The sequence below is a fragment of the Polyangium fumosum genome, assembly GCF_005144585.1.
GTDB lineage: Bacteria > Myxococcota_A > Polyangia > Polyangiales > Polyangiaceae > Polyangium > Polyangium fumosum.
This window is the reverse complement of record NZ_SSMQ01000025.1, coordinates 100,901-124,619: the sequence shown is the minus strand read 5'-3', so window position 1 is coordinate 124,619 and position 23,719 is coordinate 100,901. Positions and strand designations below refer to the sequence as shown.

At 70.2% G+C, this 23,719-nt stretch carries 14 protein-coding genes; 9 read left to right on the top strand and 5 right to left on the bottom strand.

Translation table 11 applies throughout. The features are described 5' to 3' along the window. Window positions 1–13 precede the first annotated feature (13 nt). The 3 genes from E8A74_RS23890 to E8A74_RS23880 all read left to right on the top strand — a co-directional run bounded on the left by E8A74_RS23890 (window position 14) and on the right by E8A74_RS23880 (window position 2,947). Entirely contained in the window at window positions 14–628 is a 615-nt protein-coding gene (locus E8A74_RS23890) for a hypothetical protein (protein WP_136931366.1), read from the top strand. A 127-nt stretch (window positions 629–755) separates the two neighbouring features. Beyond that, window positions 756–1,139, top strand: coding sequence for a hypothetical protein (locus E8A74_RS23885; RefSeq protein WP_136931365.1), 384 nt, complete (start codon window positions 756–758; stop codon window positions 1,137–1,139). A gap of 59 nt (window positions 1,140–1,198) precedes the next feature. Continuing rightward, on the top strand, window positions 1,199–2,947 hold the full coding sequence (locus E8A74_RS23880; protein ID WP_136931364.1) for a hypothetical protein: 1,749 nt from the start codon (window positions 1,199–1,201) through the stop codon (window positions 2,945–2,947). Window positions 2,948–2,953: 6 nt separating this feature from the next. Here the strand turns inward: E8A74_RS23880 and der are convergent, their stop codons facing one another. Continuing rightward, a complete protein-coding gene (der, locus tag E8A74_RS23875) occupies window positions 2,954–4,354 on the bottom strand; it encodes a ribosome biogenesis GTPase Der (protein ID WP_232379717.1) in 1,401 nt (466 codons plus the stop codon). A 2-nt stretch (window positions 4,355–4,356) separates the two neighbouring features. Further along, complete coding sequence (era, locus tag E8A74_RS23870; protein WP_170229320.1) at window positions 4,357–5,532, bottom strand: GTPase Era; 1,176 nt, start codon at window positions 5,530–5,532, stop codon at window positions 4,357–4,359. A gap of 720 nt (window positions 5,533–6,252) precedes the next feature. Here era and E8A74_RS23865 point away from each other — a divergent pair. Together E8A74_RS23865 and E8A74_RS23860 are read left to right on the top strand one after the other, a co-directional pair. After that, window positions 6,253–8,844 carry a glycosyltransferase family 39 protein gene (locus E8A74_RS23865; RefSeq protein WP_136931361.1) on the top strand — a complete coding sequence of 864 codons (2,592 nt, stop codon included), beginning with the start codon at window positions 6,253–6,255 and terminating at the stop codon, window positions 8,842–8,844. 61 nt (window positions 8,845–8,905) lie between these two features. Continuing rightward, complete coding sequence (locus E8A74_RS23860; RefSeq protein ID WP_136931360.1) at window positions 8,906–9,388, top strand: TIGR02266 family protein; 483 nt, start codon at window positions 8,906–8,908, stop codon at window positions 9,386–9,388. Window positions 9,389–10,491: 1,103 nt separating this feature from the next. On the opposite strand, the gene E8A74_RS23855 is transcribed toward E8A74_RS23860, so the two are convergent. The 3 genes from E8A74_RS23855 to E8A74_RS23845 are packed head-to-tail and all read right to left on the bottom strand — an operon-like array spanning window position 10,492 to window position 14,032. Further along, entirely contained in the window at window positions 10,492–12,264 is a 1,773-nt protein-coding gene (locus E8A74_RS23855) for a hypothetical protein (RefSeq protein WP_136931359.1), read from the bottom strand. A 52-nt stretch (window positions 12,265–12,316) separates the two neighbouring features. Beyond that, on the bottom strand, window positions 12,317–13,387 hold the full coding sequence (locus E8A74_RS23850; protein WP_211365433.1) for a zf-HC2 domain-containing protein: 1,071 nt from the start codon (window positions 13,385–13,387) through the stop codon (window positions 12,317–12,319). A gap of 18 nt (window positions 13,388–13,405) precedes the next feature. Continuing rightward, on the bottom strand, window positions 13,406–14,032 hold the full coding sequence (locus tag E8A74_RS23845) for an RNA polymerase sigma factor (protein WP_136931358.1): 627 nt from the start codon (window positions 14,030–14,032) through the stop codon (window positions 13,406–13,408). A gap of 378 nt (window positions 14,033–14,410) precedes the next feature. On the opposite strand from E8A74_RS23845, the gene E8A74_RS55585 reads away from it, so the two are divergent. From E8A74_RS55585 to E8A74_RS23825, 4 genes are read left to right on the top strand one after another with little or no spacing between them, the layout of a single operon-like run. Next, window positions 14,411–15,334, top strand: a complete 924-nt coding sequence (locus E8A74_RS55585) for a hypothetical protein (RefSeq protein WP_269749889.1) — start codon at window positions 14,411–14,413, stop codon at window positions 15,332–15,334. 22 nt (window positions 15,335–15,356) lie between these two features. Continuing rightward, window positions 15,357–17,765: a tetratricopeptide repeat protein gene (locus E8A74_RS23835; RefSeq protein ID WP_136931357.1), complete on the top strand. Its 2,409-nt coding sequence runs from the start codon at window positions 15,357–15,359 to the stop codon at window positions 17,763–17,765. Beyond that, window positions 17,762–22,114 carry a tetratricopeptide repeat protein gene (locus E8A74_RS23830; RefSeq protein ID WP_136931356.1) on the top strand — a complete coding sequence of 1,451 codons (4,353 nt, stop codon included), beginning with the start codon at window positions 17,762–17,764 and terminating at the stop codon, window positions 22,112–22,114. Before E8A74_RS23835 ends, E8A74_RS23830 begins: the two co-directional genes overlap by 4 nt. Then, complete coding sequence (locus tag E8A74_RS23825; RefSeq protein WP_136931355.1) at window positions 22,111–23,715, top strand: tetratricopeptide repeat protein; 1,605 nt, start codon at window positions 22,111–22,113, stop codon at window positions 23,713–23,715. Before E8A74_RS23830 ends, E8A74_RS23825 begins: the two co-directional genes overlap by 4 nt. The last annotated feature ends 4 nt before the right edge of the window (window positions 23,716–23,719 follow it).

Genomic DNA, 23,719 nt, shown 5'->3' with positions numbered 1-23,719 from the left:
TGAGGACGGCTCGGTGGTGTTTTCGCTGAGCTCCCTCGTGGCCCAGGCCTCGAACGACGCACCCACGACGAAGGAGCCGAGCGCACGCCGAGACGACTCCGGCCTCATCGATCTGAAGGCCCTCGCCGCCGAGGCGCAAAAGCCGGTCGAGCCCGTGCTCCCGCACGCGCCGATCTTCCCCTTCGGCGCGCCGGAGCCGGCGCCGCTCCCGGCCCCCGAGCCGAGCGCCGAGGTGGTCGCGACGCAGGCCCGCCGAGGGCCATGGCTGGTCGCCGCCGTGGGCGCCATCCTGGTCTCGGCCATGGCGATCGGCGCGGCGAGCGCGCGCCCGAAGGCCGAGCCGATGACGCTGGGCGGCCGCGTGTCGCCCCATTTCGAGGTGGCCCTGAAGCGCGTCGCGACGCTGCCTTCGCCGCCCGCCGAGGTGAAGACGACAACGCCGCCCGCGAAGGAGGCGACCGCGCCCGAGAAGACGAAGCCCTCCCCGCGGACGAGCGGGAACACGAACGCGAAATCGACCGATCCCAAGAAGACGGATCCGGTCGTGAAGGATCCGCCGAAGCGCGAGACCTTGCCGCTCGAGGTCTGTGATCTCATGTGCCAGATGCGCAAGGCGACGCAGAAATGACCGAGCGCCCGAGAGGGCATTGCGGCGGGAACGGGTAGCTCGTTCCCGCCGCGCGTCGTTTCGAGCCGCGGGCCGCGAGCGTCGCGGACGCTTTACGATCGCGGCCCGTCTCCCCACCCTTTCACGCATGAACATTCCTCGCAGGTGGCAGCGCCGCGTCCGGGGAGCCTGGCGCGGCATCCAGCGCGCGGCCGGGCTCCTCTCGGCCGTGGCCGCGGCGGTGTGGCTCGTTCAAAAGGGGCGCCTCGGCGCCTCCGGCAGGCGCGTGGTCCGCAAGAGGCCGAAGCAAGCCGACGAGCGCACGATACGGCGCATCGCCGAGGCGCAGGCGGGTGGCATCAGCAGCCAGGAGAGCGACGCTCGCTACGAGAGCGGTGAGCATCCGGGCGGCCTGCACGGCAAGGCCGTTCGCCCGCCGCCGGACGCCGAGATCTACGAGATCGACGAGCCGAGCGACCGCACGCAGGCCCACCGCGGCTCGCGCCGGACGATGGCGACGATGCGGCGCTGACGCAATTTCGAGGCGGGAGGGGAGGCGCGGGCAGGTACCATGCAGGCGGAGGTTCTGCCTTGACCGATCCCGCGCCCCCCGCCGAATCGTCGGTGTCGCCGCCGACCCTGCGGCACGTGCCCGGCAAGAGCGCCGACACGGCCCGATCCCTCGCCGCGCCGCCGCCCCGCATCGTCGAGGGATCCACCCCGGCCCGCCCGACCGAGGCCCGCTCGGCGGTCCGCGGCGCGCTCCTCGTCGCGGTCCTCGTGATCGTGGCCTACGCCGGCGCATTGTTGTTCTTCCGGTATGTCGCGCCGAACCGGCCGCAATACGTGGCGGAGATCGGGGCCGGGCTCGCGATCGGGATCGTGGTGTTCTTCCTGCACACGCTCGTCGGCGGATCCGTCGCGGAGTCGATGCAGATCGGCGAGGAGCGTTTCCGCGCGCTGCTCGGGTTCCTCGCGCTCATCGCGCCGTCGTTCGTGCGGTGGATCCTCTTCGCCTGCCTCGGCGGGATGCTCGTCGTCGCCTACCAGGACCTCGGGGAGTGGAGCCAGTCGTCGATCGCGCGGCTGCGGGTGCTCGGCGCGTGCGTGATGCCGGTGATCCTCGCGGTGTGCTCGGCGATGCTGGTCGAGCGGCGTTTTGCGCGCGGCGATTTCCGGCTGAAGGTGGGGTACGGGGCGGGCACGGCCATGCGGGATCGGATCGAGCTGCGCGAAAAGGTCGAGCGCATGTGGGCCTACGAGAACGAGCTCATGCGCGAGTCGGTGCAACGCATGGCGCGGCACGCGACGATCCTCGGGTTCATCGCGTCGGCGATCCTCATCGCCTGCGGCGTGATCCTGCTCCGGTACGCGCGGACCGAGAACGAGCTGCGGCACCTCGTCGCGCTCTCCGTGGGCGCGGCGTGCACGGTGTCCTTCACCCTGAACCTCGGGCAAATCCTGTTTCGTTCGGCCAGCAACGATTCGACCGCGCGCATGATGGCGTTCGCGGCGCGCACGCTGCTCATCGTGAGCGTGGCGACGGTGTTCCTCGGCGTGGCGCTGCTCTCCGGCCCGGAGGAAGCGACCAACACGGACAAGGGCTACCTGTTCCAGGGCTACAAGGGCGCGCTGATCGTGGGCGTGGCCGTCGCGCTGCTCGGCGAGCGGGTGCTGCGCGCCGTGACGGATCGGGCCGCGACGATACTCGGCGTGGGGACCACGGCGCCGATCCGGGGCAGCGATCTCGGCCTCATCGACGGGCTGAACGACGACGACGTGGCGCGCCTCGCGGAGGAGCGGATCGACTCGGCGCACGCGCTCGCGTTCATGCCGACGCCGCGCATCTTCTTCAACACGACCTACAGCCTGCAGCGGATCTGCGATTGGCAGGATCAAGCGCTGCTCATCGCGCGGGTCGGCCGGACGAACGCGCAGCTCCTGCGCGAGCAGTACCTCGTGCGGGGCGCGATCGCGGCGCGGCAGCTCGCGCGTGAGATCGTGGGCCCGTCGCGGAGCGCGAGCTCGGCGTTGCGGGGGCCCACGGAGTCGTGGTCGGGCGAGCCGATCTCGGTCCCCTCGGAGCCGCAGGAGGACGAGCGGGACAGGCTCCGCGCGCTGGCGAAGGCGCTCGGCTTCACGGGGATCAACCAGGCGGTGCTCGGCTTGCGGTGCCTCGTCGACGACGAGGAGATCGAGCGGCTCGAGGTGTTCAGCCGCTCGGTGCCGGTGTGGAAAGACGCGGGGACCGAGCACGTGCGCGACGAGGTGCCGCGCGTCGAGCTCCCCGTGAACGAGGGCCGCCCCCCGGTGGGGCGGCCGTCCCCCCGCGGGGAGTGAGTCGCGTCAATCGCCGCGGCGACGCCTCGGCTTGTACTTCACGCGGACCGGCACGCCCTCGAAGCCGAAGTTCTTGCGGAGCTGGTTCTGGACGTAGCGCTGGTAGCTGAAGTGGATCTGCTCGGGCGCGCTCGCCATGACCACGAAGAGCGGCGGTGAGGTCTCGGCCTGCGTGATGTAGTAGAGGCGCGGCGCGCGGCCGCCGGACGTGGGCGGCGGGCGGTGCTCGAGGACCTGCTCGAAGAAGCGGTTGAGCTCGCCGGTGGGCACGCGCGTGCGGAAGGCCTTGGCGATACGCGTGATCGTGGAGAGCAGGTTGCCCACGCCGCGGCCTGTCTTCGCGCTCATGGGCACGATGGGCGCCCACGGCACGAACGAGAGCTTGTCCCGCGCGTTCTCCTCGGCCTTCCCGAAGGCCTTCTTGTCGAGCAGGTCGGCCTTGTTGAGGCCGATGACGACGGCGCGGGCGCGATCGACGGCGAGGCCCAGGATCTTCGCGTCCTGCTCCGCCACGCCTTCGAACGCGTCGCTCAGGAGGACCACGACCTCGGCGCGCTCCATCGCGCGGATCGCGTGGAGCACGCTCACCGCCTCGACGACGCTGTCCTCCTTCGTGACCTTCGCCTTGCGCCGGATGCCGGCCGTGTCGATGAACAGGAACGAGTGCTTGCCCTTGGTGATGCGCGTGTCGATGGCGTCACGCGTGGTGCCGGGACGCGAGTCGACGAGCAGGCGCTCCTCGCCGAGCAGGCGGTTGATGAGCGAGGACTTGCCCGCGTTCGGGCGGCCCACGATCGCGACGCGGATGGCCTCGTCCGGCGCCGCGCCTTCCTCCGGCTCGGGCGGAGGCGGCGGCAGCGCGGCCACGATCGCCCCCTCGAGCTCGTCGATGCGGCGGCCGTGGAGGGCGGAGAAGGGGATGAGGTCACGCGCGCCGAGGCGGTAGAGCTCGGTGAGCTCGAGCTCGGCGCGCTGCGAGTCGGCCTTGTTCGCGCAGTAGATGACGGGTTTGCCCGCGCGGCGGAGCAGATCGAGCTCGGCGTGATCGGCCGGCGTCGGCGGCAGGCTCGCGTCGAGCACGCACACGATGACGTCGGCCTCGGTGATCGCGACGTCGATCTGGCGCTTGATCCCTTGCCGCATGGGATCGTCGCTCTCCGGATCGAAGCCGCCCGTGTCGACGAGCGTGTACCTGCGGCCGCGGGACGTGACGTCGCTGTAGTGACGGTCGCGCGTGACGCCGGGCTCGTCGTGCACGATCGCGGTCTTTTTGCCGACGAGGCGGTTGAACAGGGTGCTCTTGCCGACGTTGGGGCGGCCGACGATCGCGACGATCGGCAGCGGAGCGCTCATCACCCGCGCGGGCGTTACGCCCCCGTCCGGCTGCTCGATTTGGTCTTCTTGCATCGTCATTCCTCCTCGTCCTCGTCGAGCGTGCCCTCGTCGTCGTCGTCGAGGTCCTCCTCGTCCAGGTCTTCGTCCTCTTCGCCCTCGGCGTCGAGGTCTTCGTCGCCTTCGTCGCCTTCGTCGTCGGCCGTATCGTCGGCCTCGTCCGCTTCGGCGTCGCGCTCGGCGACGATCATGTACTCGGTCGCGTCCGTCGCGCCGCCACGCGCCCTGCCGTAGCCGAGCTCCTCCAGGCGCGGCACAGACTCGCGCCAGTCCGGCGTCACGGCCACCCAGAGGCGCAGGACCACCTTGCCGCCGACGAGCTCCTCGATGCGCTCGCGCGCGGCGATGCCGATGCGCTTCATCATGGCCCCGGCCGTGCCGATCAGGATCCGCTTCTGGCCTTGCCGCTCGACGTGGATCGTCGCGTCGATCTGGACTGCCTGCCCCGGCGCTCGTGGCTCGGCGTACCGGTCGATGCTCACGGCCGCGGCGTGCGGCACCTCGTCCTGCGTGGCGCGGAGGATCTGCTCGCGCACGTACTCCGCCGCGAAGTAACGCGCGGGTTTGTCGGTCACGTCGTCGACGCCGTACCGGAACGGGCCCTCGGGCAAGAAGCGCGCGATCTCGTCGAGCACGAGCGTGATGCCGTCCTCGCGTTGCGCCGACACGGGCACGACCGCGTCGAAGTTCCGCACCTTCCCGTACGCTTCGAGCAGCGGCAAGAGGTGCCGTTTGTCCCGGAGCACATCGACCTTGTTCACGACCAGGAGCACGGGCCGATCCGGCGCGAGATCCGAGAGCAGGACGAGATCCCCGGGGTGCGGCAGGAGCGGGCGTGGCGCGATGGGCGTCCCGTCTTCCTTGTGCTTCACGGGGCGCGGCGACACGTCCGTCACGAAGACGACGACGTCGGCGCGGCGCGCCGCGTCCCGCGCGGCTTCGTTCATCACGCGGCCGAGCTGCGTGCGGGGCCGGTGCAGGCCCGGCGTGTCGAGCAGCGCGAGCTCCGCGGAGCCGTGGTGCACCACGCCGAGCAGCGCGTCGCGCGTGGTCTGCGGCGTCTTCGACACGATGGAGAGCGGCTGCTGGAGCGCCGCGTTGAGCAGCGTGGATTTGCCGACGTTCGGCCTGCCGATGAGCGCGACGGTGCCGCTCCGCGAGGGGCCGATGGCCTCCGGCGCGGGGCGCGGCACGGGCCTCGGGCGTGGGGCATCTGTGCGGCGCCCGGCGCCCGTTCCACCCCGCGGACCACGCGTGAGATCGTCCGTCGTCGCGGGCCTCCCGCCACGCGCGGGTGCTCCCGGTCGCGCCGCCGCGCCGCGGGTGTCGGGTCGTGCACCCCTCTCGCCGCGAGCGTCCGGTCGTGCACCCCTCTCGCCGCGAGCGTCCGGTCGTGCGCCCTTCTCGCCGCGGGTGTCGGGTCGTGCGCCCCTCTCGCCGCGGGTGTCGGGTCGTGCGCCCCTCTCGCCGCGCGTGTCGGGTCGTGCGCCCCTCTCGCCGCGGGTGTCGGGTCGTGCGCCCCTCTCGCCGCGCCCGGGAGGCGCCCCCTTCGTCGCAGGGCCCTTCCCGCGCGGGCCGGGCCCTTGCCCTCGCCCTTCCTCCACACGCGGTTTTCCCTTCGCGCCGCGCGTCGCCTCGCCCGGCCGACCTCCGCCGCGACCCCGCTCGGGCCTCGGCCCGCGCGACTCCCTTTGCGGGGACGCGCCGGCTCGTTCGTCATGGGACGGTCGTTCACGCGCGGCTTCGGGCTCCCGGCCAGGTCGCTCGGCGCGGGGTTCGGCTCTACGGCTCTTCACAGCGCGGCGCGATAGCAGACAGAGGGGGAGGCCTCAAACGGCTTCTCAACGTTCTCCAAGCTGACCGCCTCTCCAAACGCCTTTGGCTGCCGGCCCGAGCAGCGGTAGAAGCCCCCCATGGAAGCCGTCCCCGAGAGCGCCCAAGGCGGTACGACCCGTGAGGATGCTCGAACCCCTGCGAGCGCCCGCGCGCCTTCCTTCGCCGCGTGGTCCCGACCGCTGGCGCTCGCGGTCGCGGCCCTCGTGCTCTTCTCGACCCTCGGCAAGAGCGGGATCTGGGATCCGTACGAGCTCGACGCAGCCGATCTCTCGCGCCGCATCGCGATCCACGTCTTCCACGCGGACAAGCTCGCGCTCCCCGACGCCGTGAACCAGATGCCCACGCTGAGCGATCTGCGCATGGGCGAGCTGCCGTTCACCTCGATGGCCCTCGGCTTCCGGCTCTTCGGGCTCGCGGACTGGACGGGACGCCTGCCGCTCGCGATCTGGGCGTTCGTCGGCGTCGTCGCGCTGCACGAGATCCTCGCGCGTCTCTCGGGAAAACGAGCCGCGCTCTACGGCGCCGTCGCGCTCGCCACGACGCCGCTCTACTTCATGCAGGCGCGGACGATGCTCGGCGACATCGTCACGATGTCCTCGCTCTCGCTCGCGTTCGCGGGCCTCGTCGGCGCGCTTTTTGACCGCGCGCGCGGCACGAAAGAGGGCGCCGAGGTCGAGGTCCCAGGCGCGCGCACGTGGCTCGTGAAGGGCGTCTGGCTGCTCGTCGGGGCCCTCGGCCTCGTGGCCGGATACATGTCGCGCGGGCTCCTGATCGGCGTCGCGGTGCCTGCGCTCGCCGCGGGTCTCGCCTGGCTCGTCCTCGAGCTCGGAGGGTTCTCCGCGGGGCGAACCCTCGGCGAGCACGCGATCGGCGCGCTCTCGCTCCTCTTCGGGCTCATGGCCCTGGGCGTCGGGATCTCGCTCCTGGCCCGCACCTCGCCCGACGCGGCGCTGCCGCGCGCGCTCGGCGTCGCGCTCACCAAGAAGGCGAGCGTGGATGCGACGTTCGATCGGACGATCCGGCACCTCGGCCACGCGCTCTTCCCGTGGAGCGCGTTCCTGCCGTTCGCGATCGGAAGGTTGTTCCGCGCGCCCGTGGAGCTCGACGTGCCCGCCCGCAGGCGCGAGGTGGGCCTGCGCGTCGCGTTGCTCGTCGGCGCAGCCGTCGCATACGCCGTCTACGCCGCGCTCACGCCACACGTCACGTTTCTCCCGTGGAGCGGCGTCGCGCTGCTCGCAGGCGTCGCAGGGCTCGCGGTGGCCGACTTCGATCGCGGCGCGCCTCCGTCACGGGCCCTCGCGCTCGGCGTCGCGTTGCTCGCGTTCGTGCTCTACCGCGACATGGTGCTCGAGCCGGGGCGCATGTTCAGCGTGTTCGAGGTGGACAAGCCCTCGTTCCCGAAGAGCTTCGAGCAGGACGCGGCAGCGCTGATGCGCCTCTCCGCCGCGGCCTTCGCGGCGCTCGTGGCGATCGCGTGGTTCGAGGGGCGCACCGACAAGCCCAGCTCGATCGCCGCGTGGGCCGACGGCCTCGTCGAGGACTACCGCAAGGTGAGCCGCGAGCTCGCCACGATCTGGAACGGCAACCTGTTCTTCGCCGCCGTCGTCGTCGAGGCCGCGCTCGTCGGCCTCGGCGCAATGCTCTTCCTCGGCACGCGGCTCGGCTGGGCCTCCGTGCTGAGGCTGCCGCGCAACTTCATCGACGCCGGCCTGAACCTCTGGTGGGCGTTGCCGCTCCTCCTCGCGACCCTGCCGCTCTCCTTCGCCGCCGTGCGCGACGGCTTCCGCGCAGCGCTCGGCCTCACGCGCCTGCCCCGCGGCGCCGGCGTGCTCCTCGCCGCGCTCGCCGCCGGCGCGGTGCTCTCGTTCGGCTACTACCCAGCGCTCGCCGCGCAGCTCTCACCGAAGGAGGTCTTCGACGCCTACGCGCGGCTCCAGAAGCCCGGCGAGCCCCTCGGCCTGCTCGGCGTGCGCGCCCGCTCGATCGCCTACTACCACCACGGCGGCGAAGTCGCGCAGTTCAACGATCCCGCCGAAGCGTTCAAGTGGCTCACCGAGGGCACAGATCGTCGCTGGCTCATCGTCCGCGCCGAAGAGCTCCCGCGCCTCAACTCACTCCACCGCAAGAACAAGGGCTCGAACCTGCCCGTGCTCGACGCGCGTTCAAGCCAGATCCTGCTCGTGTCGAGTGATCTCGGAGGCCAGCCCAACGAAAATCCCCTCGGCGCGCAGGTGCTCGACGCGCCGCTGCCCCGCCTCCACGAGGTCGACGCCGCATTCGAGGATCAGATCGAGGTGCTCGGCTGGGAGGTCCGCGACGGCACCGGCCAAGCCGTGGACAGCGTGGTCCCGCAGCGCAAGTACCACATGCGTTTCTACTACCGGGTCGTGAATCCCATCACCGGCACCTGGAAGGCGTTCCTGCACATCGACGGCTACCAGCGCCGATACAACGGCGATCACACCGTCCTCGATGGCAAATATGCGATGAACCTGTGGCAGCCGAACGACATCGTGGTGGACGATTACGTGTTCGAGCTCGAGCCGAACTTCACGCCAGGCGACTACACCATCTATTTCGGCTTCTTCTCCGGAGACACGCGTTTCCGGGTGACGCGTGGCCCGAACCACGAGAATCGCGTCATCGGCGGAGCGCTCCACGTGCGTTGAGCAATGCGCACCTGTCGGATCCCTTGGCGCCCGTGTGGAAAGCGGCTACGCGGAAGGTTCAATGGCTGAGCGTCGCAGGAGCGATCCGGAGCACGGAGCGGTCGACGAGGCCGCGACAGCGGACAAACCTCCGTCGTCGACGCGCGAGAACGAAGCAGCGCCTGCAAGCCGTCCAAGCTGGCTCGAGCGCCGTTCCTCGGAGCGATACGACGTGACCTGGTCGGTGGATTGCGAGACCGAGGAGACGTTCCTCTACGCCGCGATCACGAACATCTCAGAGCTCGGCATCTTCGTACGGACAACAGACCCGTTGCCCATCGGCACAAGCCTCACGCTCCGATTCGCCCCGCCGAACAGCAACGATTCCTTCGTGCTCGAAGGCACGGTGCAGTGGGTCAACGTGGTCCGCCCCCTCCACGACAACCCAAACCCCGGCATGGGCGTACGCTTCGTGCGGATCACAGCCGCCGAGCGCGAGCGGCTCGTCGACACAATCCGCACCATCGCGTACCTGCGCGAGAACGCGGGACCCGTTTCCAACTGAAGCGCGGAGCTGGGGCGTTGCCCCAGGCCCCACCAGGGGTTGTCCACCCCTGGACCCGGACCAGGCACGGCCTGGACCGGGGTCGAGGAACTGCGCTCCGCGCAGTTCCTCGAACAGCCAGGGTCAAGACCCTCCACGATCCTGCCAACCAAGACAGCGGCGCTGCGGGCTCCACGGGCAGCGTGCCCGTCGCCAGGTGGAGACCCACCTCCATGGTCTTGCCACCGGCTCGTGGGAAGAACTGCGCGTTGCGCAGTTCTTCCCCCTCGGTCCAGGCCGTGCCTGGTCCGGGTCGAGGGGCGGAGAGCCCCCGCGGGGTCCGGGGCAGCGCCCCGGCGCGACGCTCCACGCGGAGACGCATGCGCGACCATGTGGTGGAGAGGGCGGAGGATGCCTGAAATCCGGCTGAACACGTGTTGTCGTCCCTCGACGGTGCGTGTTCGGCGGCGCGACGGATCCCTTCGCTGAGGGACGGCGCGCGGCACGCTGCCCACCACGTGCGTTTGGGTTTGGCGCTGACCGGTCGTCCTCCGTGACATGGACCCTCGACGGTGGACGCGTGATGTTTGGCAGCTCGACACGGAGCCTCGGTTGCCTCCGGCTGTGGTGTCAGGCTCGACCTTCCCCAGGGGCACGCGTGTCGCCACGTGTCTGGCGGCAGGACACGTACCCGGTCGCGCCGATGCACCTTGTTCCGCTTCGTGCCTGATGTCCTGCTGCTGGGACGTCGCTTGTCGCGGCGCGGAACCGACGAGGACGAGGATCGATGTCGCCTGTCGAGGATGCGATCGGGCAACACGAGGACGGCGGGCGTGGTGATCACGCCCTGCGTCACCTCGCCTGAACGAACGAGCCTACCTGTTGCTCTTTCAAACCGACGACGGGCACGTACCCCGTGGAACCGTCAGCGCTGCTGCCTTGATGGGCAGGCTTGTCGCCGGCCTTGTCTTCGCCTGTTCGATGAACTGCGCATCGCGCAGTTCATCGACCCCGGGTCCAGCGCCTCGCTGGTCCGGGTCCAGGGGCGGACAGCCCCGGTGGGGTCTGGGGCAAAGCCCCAGCTCCGCGCCTTCGCCTTCGCGTGCGCATGAGCTGGAGGACGCCTACAGCCCGATCGGCAACGGGAAGCGACGTACGTAGACGCCGAAGTGGTTCGTGCTGTCGTCTTGCCAGCCGATGGCGACGAAGCCTGCGCCGCCGATGGCTACGGCGGGCCCGCTGCGGGCGCCGTTTGTGCCTTCGGGGTCGGGGATGTTTGCGAGGAAGGCGTCGTTCTGGCCGGTCACGCTGTTGTAGCCGAAGCCTGAGGTGCCTCCGATGAAGCGCGCGCCGATCGTCCCGCGCTCGTCTTGCCAGACGACCGTGAAGAAGCCGAGTCCTGCGGCCACCTTCGGCATCTGCTGCAGGCCGGCGGTCTGCGTGTTTACGGTCTTCTGGTCCTCGGTGCCGGGGACACGCGTGAAGTCCTTGTCGTAGCGCTGGAAGAAGATGTCGCCGCTCGCGTGCCACACGATGATGTAGCGACCGTCGGGGAGCATCGCGACGTCGGGGGCGTCTTGCAGGCCTGTTGTCGCGTCGTTCACGAGCTTGGGCGTGCCGACTTCACCGTTGGGTTTGACTGTCACCATGACGATCCCGTTGCCGTCGCCGTCGCCGGCGCCTTGGTAGACGACCACCCAGCCGTCCTTGTTGCCTGCGACGCGCGGCGCGGAGCCGTTCGTGGCGATCGGGATCTCGCCCATCGCTGGCTCGAGTGCGCCCGTCTTTTTCCAGATGCGACCGAACACGCCGGTGCCGCGGTTCCATACGACGAGTGCGGCGTCCTCCGGCCCGCCTGCGACGTCGGGCCGGATCTGCACGTCGCCGACCTGCGTGCTGACCTTCAGCGGCGGCGCGTCTGCGCAGCCCCACTCGTTCTGGGCGTTCAGGTAGATGTGGTAGTTGTTCGTCGCCTCTTGATCACTCGCGTAGACGATCGCGACGTGGTTCAGGCCGACGGGGGCGAGGGACGGATCACGTTGCACGAGCGCGGGGCCTGACCCGGGCAAACTGGTGCAGCGCGCGGGGAGCTGGATCTGCTGCGAGAGCGGGTAGGGCTTCTCGATCGGGTAGAGATCCGCGCCGAGGAAGCGCATCAGGATGTCGCCGCCGCCGCCGCCCGTGGTGCTCGTGTAGGCGGTGCGCAGCGCGTTTTTCGTCGCGTCGACGCCCGGGCAGAACTCCATCGCGAGGTGCGTCTTCGTGCCCGGGCCGTCGTTGTCGAGCGCCGGGGGCACGTTGTTCTTCACGGAGAGCAGGATCTCCTGCGCGGTGCAGTCGCACCGACAAACTGCGTCCGGCGCGATGCCGCCGCACGTCTCGGCGGGGCTCCCGTCGCACGCGCGTGCTGCCTCGGGGCCGAGATCGCACTGCTCGCCGGTGCCGACGGCGCCGTCGTTGCAGCATGCGGGCGGCGTGTACCGCTGCACCTTGATCGTCACCTCGAGCGGGTCCTGATCGACCTTCTCCACGGCGCAACCTTCGGCGAGGACGCCCGCGCCGCCTTCGGCCATGATCGCGAAGACCTTCTCGGCGCCGTCGCGATCGAGCTCGATGTCCCTGCACCAGGTGACGCCCTCGCCGCAGCCGTCCTTGTGCAGATCGAACGTCTGCACGGCGTCGCCCGTGGGTGCGTTCTCCACGCGGCCCGTCGCGGGCGTGCAGGTCGCGTTGCCCTTGTCGAAGACGCGCAGCGTGACGCGCGTCGCCGTGTCGAGCAGCCCGAGGGGCGCCTGCATGACGAGGCCTACGTGGATGGGCGCCTCGGTGCAGGCGCCCACGACGATGGCCACGGGCAGGGCAGGGACGAGGCCCAAGAAAAGGCGTGATCGGCGCATGGGCCGAGTCTAGCGGGTCACGGCCCGGTTTCGCAGGCCGTTGATGGGCCCGTCAGTACGCGGCGTTGGCGGGGGCGGGGTGCTGCTCTGCTGCGCGCTTCGGCGCGGCGTTCACGTTCCGGCCGGGACCACCCCCCGGCGCGGCCTTCGCCCTTTGCGCTTCTTCCTCCGCCGTCGGCGTCGCGGGGGCGGGCTTGCCCGCGGGCTTGCCTGCGGCTGCGACCGTCGACGTCGCGGCTGGAGGCGGCGCAGGGGCCGGCGCCGCGGCGCGGTTGGCCACGAGGCCACCGCCTGCGTTGTTCGTCTGGTTCGCCGTTTCGCTCTCCTGCAGCGCTTCCTCGGCGCGCGCCTTGTACCCGTCGCTCTGCTTGAGCGCCGAGTAGAGCTCCCGCGCGCGATCCGTGTTGCCGAGGCTCCGCTGGCACTGCGCCGCTTCCCACATCGCGTCGGCGGCTTGTGGCGTGCCCGGGTAACGGGCGCCGATATCGTCGTACAGGCGGAGCGACGCGTCGCAGCCCGAGCCGTCGCGCGTGGCGCGTGCCTCGGCGAGCGCTTTGCCCGCGCCTTCCGTCTCCTTCGCCGCGCCCTTGTCCGCTGCGTCGTCCTTGCTCTTCTTCGCGCCCTCGGCGACGTCGGCTGCGGCCGCGGCCATGGGCGCTGCGGCGATCGGCGGGGGAGGGGCCTGCGCGGGGGCCTGGAGATCGCCCTCGTCCGGCGCGGGCACGCCACGCTCGGTCACGCGCACCGGCGTGATCCCGACCGTGCCGGGTTTGGCGCGGAGCAGGAGCAGGCTCGACCCGATCACCAGGAAGAACAACGCGGCCATCGCGAGCTGCGGCCGCATCGCGTGGCTGCCCGCCCAGGCCAGGGCGCGCAGCGCTTTGCGATGCCAGGGCGTCGTGCGTTGCGCGTCCGTGACGGCGGCGAGGATGCGGTCTTCGAGGCCGGGGCTTGGCTCTTCGAGCGGCAGCATCGCGACCTCGCGTGTCGCGCGGAGCCCGTTCCAGGCTTCACCGCAGCGCGCGCAGGACTCCACGTGCCGGCGGAGCGCTGCGTACGTGAGCTCGTCGAGCTCCTCGTACAGCGCGTCCATCACGACCTGGTCGAACTTCTGGCAATCCATGCAGCACCTTGCCCGGCGTTATCGCAGGGCTCGAGCGTAGTCCTCGTACTCGGCGAGTGCTTCCTGCAAGCGCTCGAGGGCGTAACGCATCCGGCTCTTGACGGTATTTTCCGGTACCCCGGTGATCTCGGCGATGTCCTTGAACGGCACGTGGCCGATCTCCCGCAGGAGAAAGACCTCGCGTTGTTCGGCGGGCAGCCGCTCGACGGCGTGGGTGATCCGATGTCCGAGCTCGGCGCCGATCGCGACCCGCTCGACCGAGGCCGTGGGGTGCGCGTCGGCCGTGCGCTCGGCGAGCGTCGGTCCTTCCTCGCCGCTGCTCGTGCTGGTGGCCTGATCCAGCGACGGATGCCGCCGGAGCGCGGCCTTCCGCAGGTGGTCGATGCACACGTTCCGGGCGATGGCGTAGGCCCACGTGGAGAAGCGGGCCTCGTGCTTGAAGTCGGCCGCGTTCTGCACGATTTTGACGAACACGTCCTGCACGAGATCCTCGGCGATTTGAGGCGCGCGGACCTGGCGAAGGATGAAGTTGTAGACGTTCGTCTTGTGCCTGCGGACGAGACCGGCGAACGCCGCTCGGTCACCACCCTGGAACCGCATCATCAGGACCTCGTCGGTCACCTCCTCGCGAGAGATGCTCGCCACCGTCACCTCCTCGTTTCCTGCGCGTCCGCGGGGGCGGATGCAGGCGAAAGGGGGTCGTGACGACCGTTGAACGGGTCCATGGGACGCGCGACGGGGCCCGAAGTTCTGATCGGATGGGGGCGTCGCTGCACGACGCCACCTTACCGGATCGGGACCAGGGCGGAGCCGCGAAGTTTGGATGGCGAGGGCGCTCGGAAAGACCTCGCGCCGGGGCGGACACGAAGCGCCAGCAAATTCACGGCACGTCACGTTCCCGTGTCGCGCGGGGTCCTCGGTTGCATCGGCGCGCTCCCGGAACGTACACTTGGCGAAGGCCGGCAAGCATGGCCGGGCGACAGCGCGTCCTTCCGCCTTCCTTCGACGATGGGGTTGGTCTTCATGCGATTGCTCCCGAAGACGCTCGCCGTGACCTTTGCGGCAACCTGGCTGACCGTGGCGCCGGCGTTTGCTCAGGCCCCCACGGCGCCTCCGCCGGCGGCCGGACCCGGCTTGTTGCAGGCCGTTCCGACGGGCCAAACCCCGCCCGCCGCCGCGCCGACGCAACCCGGCATGCAGCCGCAAACGACGCAGCCCGGCATGCAGCCGCAGCCGATGCAACCCGGCATGCAGCCACAGCCGGGCATGCAGCCGCAGCCGCCGACGCAGCCCGGCATGCAACCCGTGCCTCCCACGGGCATGCCTGGCGCGCAGCCGGCCCCCGGAGCGCAGCCCGCGGCGCCGCCGGGCATGGACGGACAGACGTACGCCGTGCGCCTGCGTGATCTCGAACAGCGCATCGACGAGCTGAAAGAGCAGATCCGTCGCAGCCACACGCGTCTCTCGCTGCTCAGCGACACGATCCTGTCGAGCGGCGGCGCCGGCTCCCGCGCGAACCTCAAGTACATGAACGAGCTCTCGGGCGCCTTCAAGATCACGCGCCTGCTCGTCGTCCTCGACGGCGCCGTCCAGTACAACAAGACCGATCAGACGGGCGCGATCGCCGAGGCCGGCGAGATCCCGATCTTCAACGGCTCGATCCCGCCCGGTGATCACACCGTGCAGGTCCTCGTGAACCTGCAGGGCAACGGCTACGGCGTCTTCTCGTACATGCGCGGTTATCGGCTCGAGGTCCGCTCGAACCACTCGTTCACCGCGCTCGAAGGCAAGACGATGACGCTTCAGATCGTCTCGTTCGAGAAGGGCGGCGTGACCACGCCGATCGAGGAGCGCCCGGCGGTGCGGTTCGTCGAGAAGGTCACGCAAGGGCTCTCGGATCCGAACGCTCCTGCGGGCGCGCCGGCGCCGCAGGGCGTCGCCAAGTGAGCGATCTCCCGAAGGAACACGCATGAAGAGCACACGCGGTTCCCGCACGCGGAAGGCGCTCCTCGCGGGCCTCCTCGCGGCCTGCGCCACCCTCGTGCCGAGCTTCGCGCACGCGATCGACGCCGAGCAGGCGATCTCGACCGCCACGCAGCAGATCACGATCGCCGGCAATGGCCTGCGCGCGATCGAGGACGCGATCCAGAAGTCGAAGGGCCGCGAGCGCACGCCGGCGCAGCGCATCGCCGACGCCGTGCTGCTCGTGGGTTCGAGGGACTGGGATCGCGCGGCGACGCTGCTGAACGAGATCCTCGAGAAGTACCCCGACCACCCGACCGCGTACCCCGACGCGCTCTCGCTCCTCGGCGAGACGTACTTCCAGTCGCGGCAGTACCTCTCGGCGCGGCGCGTCTACTTCAGGATCACCGATCGCGTGCAGGAGCCGCGCTTCTTGACCTACCAGGGCAAGGCGCTCGAGCGGCTCGTCGACATCGCGCTGCGGACGAAGGACTACCGGCACCTCGACGACGTCTTCTCCGCGATGAACCGCCTCCCGCCCGCGGCCGTGACGAGCGGAATTTCGTACGCACGCGGCAAAGGCCTCGTCGTGAAGAAGGACTGGGCGGGCGCGAAGGCGGCGCTCGCGTCGGTCGATCCGAAGAGCGAGTACGCGCATCAGGCCGGCTACCTGCTCGGCGTCGTGGCCATGAAGGAGGCGACGCCGCCGCCGGTCCCGCTCGCCGAGGGCGAGGTGCCGCCGCGCGCGCCGCGCAGCCGTTACGTCGTGGCGATCGATCAGTTCCGCAAGGTCACGCAGCTCGCGCCCGACTCGAAGGAGCACGAGCGGGTGATCGACATGGCGTGGCTCGCGATAGGAAGGCTCTTCTACGAGTCGGATCAGTGGGCGCAGGCCGTGGATGCGTACAACCACATCGACCGATCGTCGCCGGAGTTCGGGACGATGCTCTACGAGCTCGGCTGGGTGTACGTCCGCCTCGGCGACGTCGAGCGCGCGCAACGGGCCCTCGAGGTCCTCTCCGTCGCGGATCCGAACAGCCAGAACATCGCGGATGGCTCGTTGCTCCGCGCGGACCTCATGCTGCGCGCGGGCCAGTTCGAAAAATCGCTCAAGGTCTACGAGGGCGTCCGCGCGAACTACGATCCGATGCGCGCGCGTGTCGATGCGTTCCTCGGCGCGACCAGCGATCCGGCCGTCTACTACGACAAGCTGAGCCAGGAGCAGCTCGACGTCCTCGACTCGAGCTCCGGCCTGCCCACGCTGGCGATCCAGTGGGCGCGCGACGCGGAGGACGGCCCGGCCGCGTTCGCCGTGATCGAGGGCATCGCGCAGTGCCGCGAGCTCATCCAGCAATCGAACGATCTCATCGAGAAGCTGAACGCGGTCGTGGCCTCGACGAACCGCGTCCGCGCATTTCCCGAGCTCAAGGCGGGCGAGGAGAAGGCGCTCGGGCTCATCAACCGCGTGGGCATCGCGCGGCTCTCGATCGGGCAGGGCATGGACGAGGTCGAGTCCTCGTCGCTCTCCGGCGAGATCGGGCAGGTGCGCGCGCGTCGCCGCTCGCTGGAGAAGCGGCTCGGGATGATCCCCGTCAACGACTCGGATTTCCAGGAGCGCGAGGGGCAGGCGCTGAAGCAGTGGAACGGCGCGTCGCAGTCGGTCCAGCGCATGACGCTCGAAGTGGACTCGCTGCAGGCGCAGGTGAACGGCCTGCGGCGCATGCTGCGCGAGGCGCCGCAGGCGGGCGTCGTGCGGGATCCGGCGGCGGTCGCGCGGTTCGAGCAGGAGCTCGCCGCGCACGAGCGTGATCTCGCGGTGTACCGCAAGCAGATCACGGATCTGCGTAAGCTCGTGGGCGCCGGCAAGATGCAGGTCGGCTTCGGCGATCAGCGCTTCATCGATGATGCGCAGGTGCGGCAGGCGTACCGCGAGGCGATCGTGCGGGAGGTCCAGCTCGCGATGGCGGGGCAGGGGGGCGCGTCGCTCGCCACGTACGCGAAGCGTGTCGCGCCGCTCCTGCAGAAGGGCGACGAGACGGACGCGAAGGTCTTCGCCGCGCTCTCCGAGCTCGAGCGTGAGGTCGCGCGGAGGACGACGGACGTGCGGGCGATCCTGGCGCGCGAGACGGCCGCGGTGGTGGGGTACGAGGTGGAGCTCGAGCGGCTCGACAAGGAGGCGCGTGGCGTCGTGGGCGAGGTGGCGATGCGGAACTTCGGCCTCGTGCGCGACCGGCTGCGGAACATCGTCCTGCGCGCGGATGTGGGCATCACCGAGGAGGCGTGGGAGGTGCGCGAGGAGCAGATGACCCGCGTGCGCAGCTTGCGCGTCGAGCGGGCGCGCGAGGAGAAGCTCTTGCGGGAGGAGCTCGACGAGGTCCTCGACGACAGCGCCGCGCCCGGGACGGAGGGCAAATGAGCGTGCTTCGTCGTTCCTCGTCGCGGTCGGGACGCGGCGCGTCGTCGATCCTCGCGCTGCTCGTCGCGACGTGCGTCGCCGGCAGCGCCGCGTCGCAGCCGCAGCCCTTTCCGCCGACGGCAGCGCCGACGGCGCCGCCGACCGCACCACCGACGGCAGCGCCCACGGCGCCTCCCGGCGTGATCCCCACGGCGCCTCCGAGTGCAGCGCCCACGACCACGGCTCCGGCGCCGTCCGCGAGCGCGCCGCCCATCCCGCCGCCCACGCCTGCGTTCAAGCCGCGCGTGCAGGCGCCTCCGCCGCCGCCTCCCACGCCCGAGCAGGTCGCGGTGCTCGCGGAGCTCGAGAAAGAGGCCGCGGCGTACGAGCAGGCCGCGCGCGACTACCGCTCGTCGATCACGCGGATCATCCAGCAGCACTATGAAGAGCGCAGGCGTCGTGTCATCGCCGCCCTCGACCGCGAGATCGACGTCGAGCAGAAGGACCTGAAGTCGGCGCGCGAGGAGGCGATCCGCCGCCTCGAAAAGTTCGTCGAGACGTACAGCGGCAGGAACGCGCACCCCGAGAGCACGCCCACGGCGATGTTCCGCCTCGCGGCGCTCTACGAGGAGCGCGCCCGCGAGGACACCGACCTCGCCGACGATCTCGCGATCGGCCTCCGGCCCGCGATCGCCCTCTACAAGCGCATCATCCGCGAGTTCCCGCAGTACAAGGAGCTCGCGGGCGTCTACTACTACCTCGGCCACGCGTTGAACGACTCGGCGCGGATCTTCGAGGCGCAGCAGGTCTTCCGGTCCTTCGTCTGCCACGACCGCTACCCGTACCCCGTTCCTACGGATCCGAAGGATCCGACGCGGGACACGGTCGGCAAGCTCCCGCAGGATCACGATCGCGACTACTGGCTCGGCTGGGAGTCGCGGCACCCGATCCCCATCGGCGAGGCCGCGAAACGCAAGGCCGCGCAGCCGCCGCCCAAGAAGAAGACGAACGCCAAGGGCAAAGGGAAGGAGCCCGAGCCCGAGCCGGAAGCGCCGGCGATCGAGGACGAGCTCGTCTTCGTCAATCCGTACCCCGACGCCTGCAAGCCGATCCCGCAGAAGGTCGCGGAGGGCGCGGAGCCGCGGTACCTCGCCGAGGTCTGGTGGCTCATCGGCGACTACCACTTCAACGAGATCGATCCGGGCGGCGGGCCCTTCAGCCTGAACCGCGCCGAGGTCGCGTACACGCGATCGCTCCAGTACAAGAAGCCGCCCGTCTACGGCGTCGCGATGTACAAGCTCGCGTGGACGTACTTCAAGCAGCTCCGCTACGAGACGAGCGTCCGGCAGTTCGTCGAGCTGCTCAAGTACACCGACGAACAGGAGAAACTCACGGGGGATCCGGGCACGGATTTCCGCGGCGAGTCGTACACGTACATCGCCGGCGCGCTCACGTTCCTCGACTTCACGGGGCCCGCCGCGGATGAGCCCTTCGTCCCGCGCAGCGACATCCTCGACCTCGAGCAGGACCCGCGGATCCGCGAGCAGAAGATGCGCATCGCGATCGATCGCGTGCAGAACGCGGCGCTCATCCCGCAGGATCGCAAGTGGACCGTCGAGGTCTACAAAGCGCTCGCGGTCGAGTTCAAGGAGCTGAACCAGTACCGGAACACGATCGAGGTCTCGGAGCTCATCCTCAAGAAGTGGCCGATGCACCGCGACGCGCCGGTCATGCAGGCGCAGATCGCGGACATCTACGACACGCTCACCGGGCAGTCGCGCGAGGGGACGGCCGAGCGGGCGGAGAACGCGGCGAAGGCCCTCGACGCGCGCACGAAGCTCGCGAACTACGTCGGCAAGACGCCGTGGGTCGAGGCGAACAAGGACGATCCGGAGGCCATCCAGACCGCCGAGCGCCTCGTGCGTGGCGGCCTGCGTCGCGCCGCGGCCGATCACACGAACGCGGGCAGCGCGCTCGTGAACGCGGCGATCCAGAGCGGCGAGCAGGAGACGCGCACCAAGCTCTTCGAACGCGCGCTCTCCGAGTACCGCATGGCCGCGCTCGGCTGGCAGGGCGTGCTGCAGGAAGACGAAAACGCGCCCGACGCTTACGACAGCCGCTACTGGCTCGCGGACGCGAACCACATGGTGCTCGTGATCCAGGTGGCGATGGATCGCTCACCGACGGTCGACGAGATCGAGACCGCGCGGCGCACCGCCGTCGACGTCCGCGACTCGAACGAGGACGACAAGCACCTGCAGCCCGCCGCGTTCATGGTCGTCGACACCGCGTACCAAGCGCTGCTCGACCAGTACAAGCTCTACAAGCGCACGGGCGGGCAAGAGGGGATCGAGCAGCGCACGGGGCTCAAGATCGTCACGGAGAACGACAAGCAGAAGGTCGCCGTCGAGGAGCTGCCGAAGGTCCTCAAGGACGCGGTCGCGGCGCGCGACGAGTACATCCAGCGCGTGCCTCCGGCGAGTGATCTCTCGACGCGGGATCCGCAGACGAACCAGGATCAGAAGAACAGCGATCTCTACGCCTACCAGTCCGCGGAGTTCTTCTTCCTGTACGGCAACTTCGCCGAGGCGCGACGCAGGCTCGAGCCGATCTACGCCGAGCAGTGCGGCAAGACGCCGTTCGGCTACCTCGCGTGGGAGAAGCTCACGACGATGGCGAACCTCGAGAACGACGTGCCGCGCTCGCGCGCGCTCGCCGAGGCCTCGATGACGAAGAGCTGCGCCATCAGCGAGGAGCAGAAGCTCAAGGAGACGGGCATCGCCCAGCCCACGATCTCGCGCGGCTATTACGTCGACGCCGCGGCGAAGTTCGAGAAGGCCGAGAAGATGCCCGACGGGCCGGAGCGCGTGCAGGCGTGGCGCGAGGCGGCGGCGCTCTACCGCGTGGCGCTGGAAAAAGCCCCGGCGCGGGACGAGGCGCCCGAGGCCGCGATGAACGGCGCGTACTGCTACAAGCAGGTCGGCGACTACGACCAGGCCATCGAGATGTACGCGCTCTTCATCAAGGAGTACGGGAGCGAGGCGAACCTCTCGAAGCTGGAGAAGGGCGACGAGGCCAGCAAGCCCCCGAAGCCCGCGGATCCGAAGCGCTACGCCGAGCGCGTGGGGTACCTGAAGCAGGCCTACGACGCGCTCAGCGCGGCGTACGTGCTCTTCTTCAACTACCGCGCCGCCGCCGAGACGTACGACACGATCTCGCGCAACGGCCGCTTCGAAAAGCCCGCGCGGCGCGAGGCGGCCCGGGGCGCGGTCCTCCTTTACGCGAACGTGGGCGAGCGTGATCGCATGATCGCCTCGCGCAATGCGTTCCTGAACCTCGAGGCCCCGGTCGAGCAGAAGGCCGAGATCGACTACATCGTCGCGTCGGCCGACCTCAAGGCGTGGGACGAGAAGGGCCTCGACGAGGGCGCGAACAGGGCCGCGCGCGTCAAGGCGATGGACGCGATGGAGAACTACTACGAGATGAACCGCCTCACGCCGGCGGCCACGCCGTTCCTCGTCCAGGCGGCCTTCCACGCGGCGAAGATGCGCAAGGCGGCCTCGGATCCGAAGGCGTTCGAGTGGTGCCGCAACACCATCGGCGCCTTCGACAAGTTCAAGGCGTTCGCCGCGATGGACAACAAGAAGGCGCTTGGCACGATGCAGGCCGACATGGCCGCCGAGTGCGCGTACGGCGTGATCGACGACAAGCTCCGGCAGTCCTGGGACTACGACGCCGGCCACCACCGCTACGCCGGCGTCATCGACAAGGTCATCAAGACGTACTCCGACGACCTCAAGAAGGCGGGCGACACGTACTTCAACGACCTGCAGTCCGTGATCAAGACGTACGAGTCGCGCGCCTTGTCCGTCGCGTCGTTCGCGCGGCAAGGCTCGCTCTACGACTCGTGCCGCACGGGCCTCTACAACACGCGCCCGCCGGGCCTGAAGCTCTACTCCGACCGCGAGGAGAAGCTCCTCAAGCTCGCAGAGACGAGCGATCGCGAGGACCTGCAAGAGACCGCGGACGCCATCCGCCAGAAGCGCCGCGAGCAGTGGCGCGAGGCGCGCGAGCGGCTCCTCAACGACGCCGACCGCGCCATGATCAAGTTCTACGTGCAGGCCGTGGTGTATGCGCGCGCGTGGAACGTGCGAAACCCCGAGGTCGACCACGCGATTCAAAGGCTCGCGTTCTTCACCGACATCCTCGGCGACGCGAAGATCCGCGACATGAGCCAGGGGATCATCGATCCCGAGACGGGACAGCCCTTCCAGTACCAGGACGGCATGTTCCTGCGCACGCGGCCCGGCATGGCGCCCGCGCTGCAGCCCGACGGTCTGCCCGCGCCGCTCCCGGTGACGTTGCCATGAAGCGTTCGCCTCCTCTGGTTTTCGCGGCTCTCGCATGCGCGCTCGTGCCGCTCCTCGCGGCCTCCTGCGAGGAGACGACCTCGCAGCAGAAGCCGCAGACGCCGCCGCAACCTTCGGCCATGTATCCGAATGGGCCGAACGGGATGAACCCGTGGGGCCAGCCCGCGCCGATCGTGGGCATGAGCCCGACGCCGAGCCTCACGCCGAGCGCGCCGCCGACGCTCACGACCCCGCCCCCGGCGCCTCCGCCCGCGCCGCTCCCGCCCGCCGCGGCAGGGCCTTACCAGCAAGGCATGGCCGCGTTTGCCGCGGGGGATCTCACGGCGGCGAAGGGCCTCTTCCAGCAGGTCATCCAGGCCGACGCGCGCGCCCCCCACGCGCACTACTCGCTCGGCGCCGTGCAGGAGCGCTTGCGCGAGCCCGAGGCCGCGGCGAGCTACCAGAAGGCCCTCTCCATCACGCCCGACTACGAGCCCGCGATCATCGCCTACGCGATGCTGCTCGCGCGGAAGGGCAACCTCGGCGAGGCCGAACGTCTCCTCACGGAAAAACGCGCGATCATGCCGCGATCGGCCGCCGTCACGGCCACGCTCGCCGAGGTGAAGAGCCTGCAGAAGGACACCGGATCGGCGCAACGCCTCGCCCAGGAGGCGCTCAAGATCAACCCGGATTACCGGCCCGCGATGGTCGTGATCGCCCGCGATCATTACCGCAACCGCAGGCTCGATCTCGCGCTCTACGCGCTGCAGGCGATCCTCGACGGGTTCGGCGCGGACAACCCGCCGCGCGACAAGGAGAACCCCGAGGCGTTGCTTCTGCGAGGCCTCATCCTGCGCGAGCAATCCCAGCGCGCGGGCGCCATGGACAACTTCCGTCGCGCCGTGCAGCGCAGGCCCGATCTCGTCGAGGCGCGCGTGCAGCTCGCCGCGATGCTGCTCGAAGCCGGCAACGGCCAGGAGGCGCTCCCGCTTCTCGAAGGCGCGGTCCGCTACGACGGCGACAACCTCCCCGCGCACCTCGCGCTCGGCGACACGTACCGCTTGCTCGGCCGGTACGGTGACGCGAAGCGCGAGTTCGAGTGGGTGCTCGCGCGGGACGCATCGATGCCGCAGGTCCACTACGACCTCGGCCTTTTGTACCTCTTCGCGCCGAGCGTCCCCGGCATGTCGGCCAAGCAGCAGGTCGCCGAGGCGATCGCCGAGCTGAAGAAGTACCAGGAGCTCCGTCGCAAGGGAGAGCGCGACGACTCCGAGGAGCTCCTGCAGCGCGCAAAGCTCAAGGAAGGCGAGCTCGCCGCTGCGTCCGCCGCCGAGGCGCCCGCGCCCGTCGCACCCCTCCCGAGCACGCCGAGCGCCGAGGATGGGGGCGCCCCGGACGCCGCAGCGGTCCCGCCGGGCCCGCCGCCCGCAGGCCCGCCGCCCGCGACTTCCGCGGCCCCGCCGCCTGCGCCTGCGCCTTCGGACAGCTCTGCCGCGCCAGCGCCGCCGCCGTCCGCGGCGCCAGCGCCCACGCCCGAGCCGCCGCCTCCCGCGCCAGCGCCAGCGCCCACGCCGACCAGCACCATCGTCGCGCCGTTCGCCACGCCGCCCCCGGGCTTCTAGGCAC

Bases quoted from the DNA above. Each gene is read 5' to 3' on its own strand.
- E8A74_RS23830 (WP_136931356.1), top strand. From the start codon at position 17,762: ATGAGCGTGCTTCGTCGTTCCTCGTCGCGGTCGGGACGCGGCGCGTCG.
- E8A74_RS23850 (WP_211365433.1), bottom strand. From the start codon at position 13,387: ATGGATTGCCAGAAGTTCGACCAGGTCGTGATGGACGCGCTGTACGAG.
- E8A74_RS55585 (WP_269749889.1), top strand. From the start codon at position 14,411: ATGCGATTGCTCCCGAAGACGCTCGCCGTGACCTTTGCGGCAACCTGG.
- E8A74_RS23825 (WP_136931355.1), top strand. From the start codon at position 22,111: ATGAAGCGTTCGCCTCCTCTGGTTTTCGCGGCTCTCGCATGCGCGCTC.
- der (WP_232379717.1), bottom strand. From the start codon at position 4,354: ATGCAAGAAGACCAAATCGAGCAGCCGGACGGGGGCGTAACGCCCGCG.
- E8A74_RS23855 (WP_136931359.1), bottom strand. From the start codon at position 12,264: ATGCGCCGATCACGCCTTTTCTTGGGCCTCGTCCCTGCCCTGCCCGTG.
- E8A74_RS23860 (WP_136931360.1), top strand. From the start codon at position 8,906: ATGGCTGAGCGTCGCAGGAGCGATCCGGAGCACGGAGCGGTCGACGAG.
- E8A74_RS23885 (WP_136931365.1), top strand. From the start codon at position 756: ATGAACATTCCTCGCAGGTGGCAGCGCCGCGTCCGGGGAGCCTGGCGC.
- E8A74_RS23865 (WP_136931361.1), top strand. From the start codon at position 6,253: ATGGAAGCCGTCCCCGAGAGCGCCCAAGGCGGTACGACCCGTGAGGAT.
- E8A74_RS23835 (WP_136931357.1), top strand. From the start codon at position 15,357: ATGAAGAGCACACGCGGTTCCCGCACGCGGAAGGCGCTCCTCGCGGGC.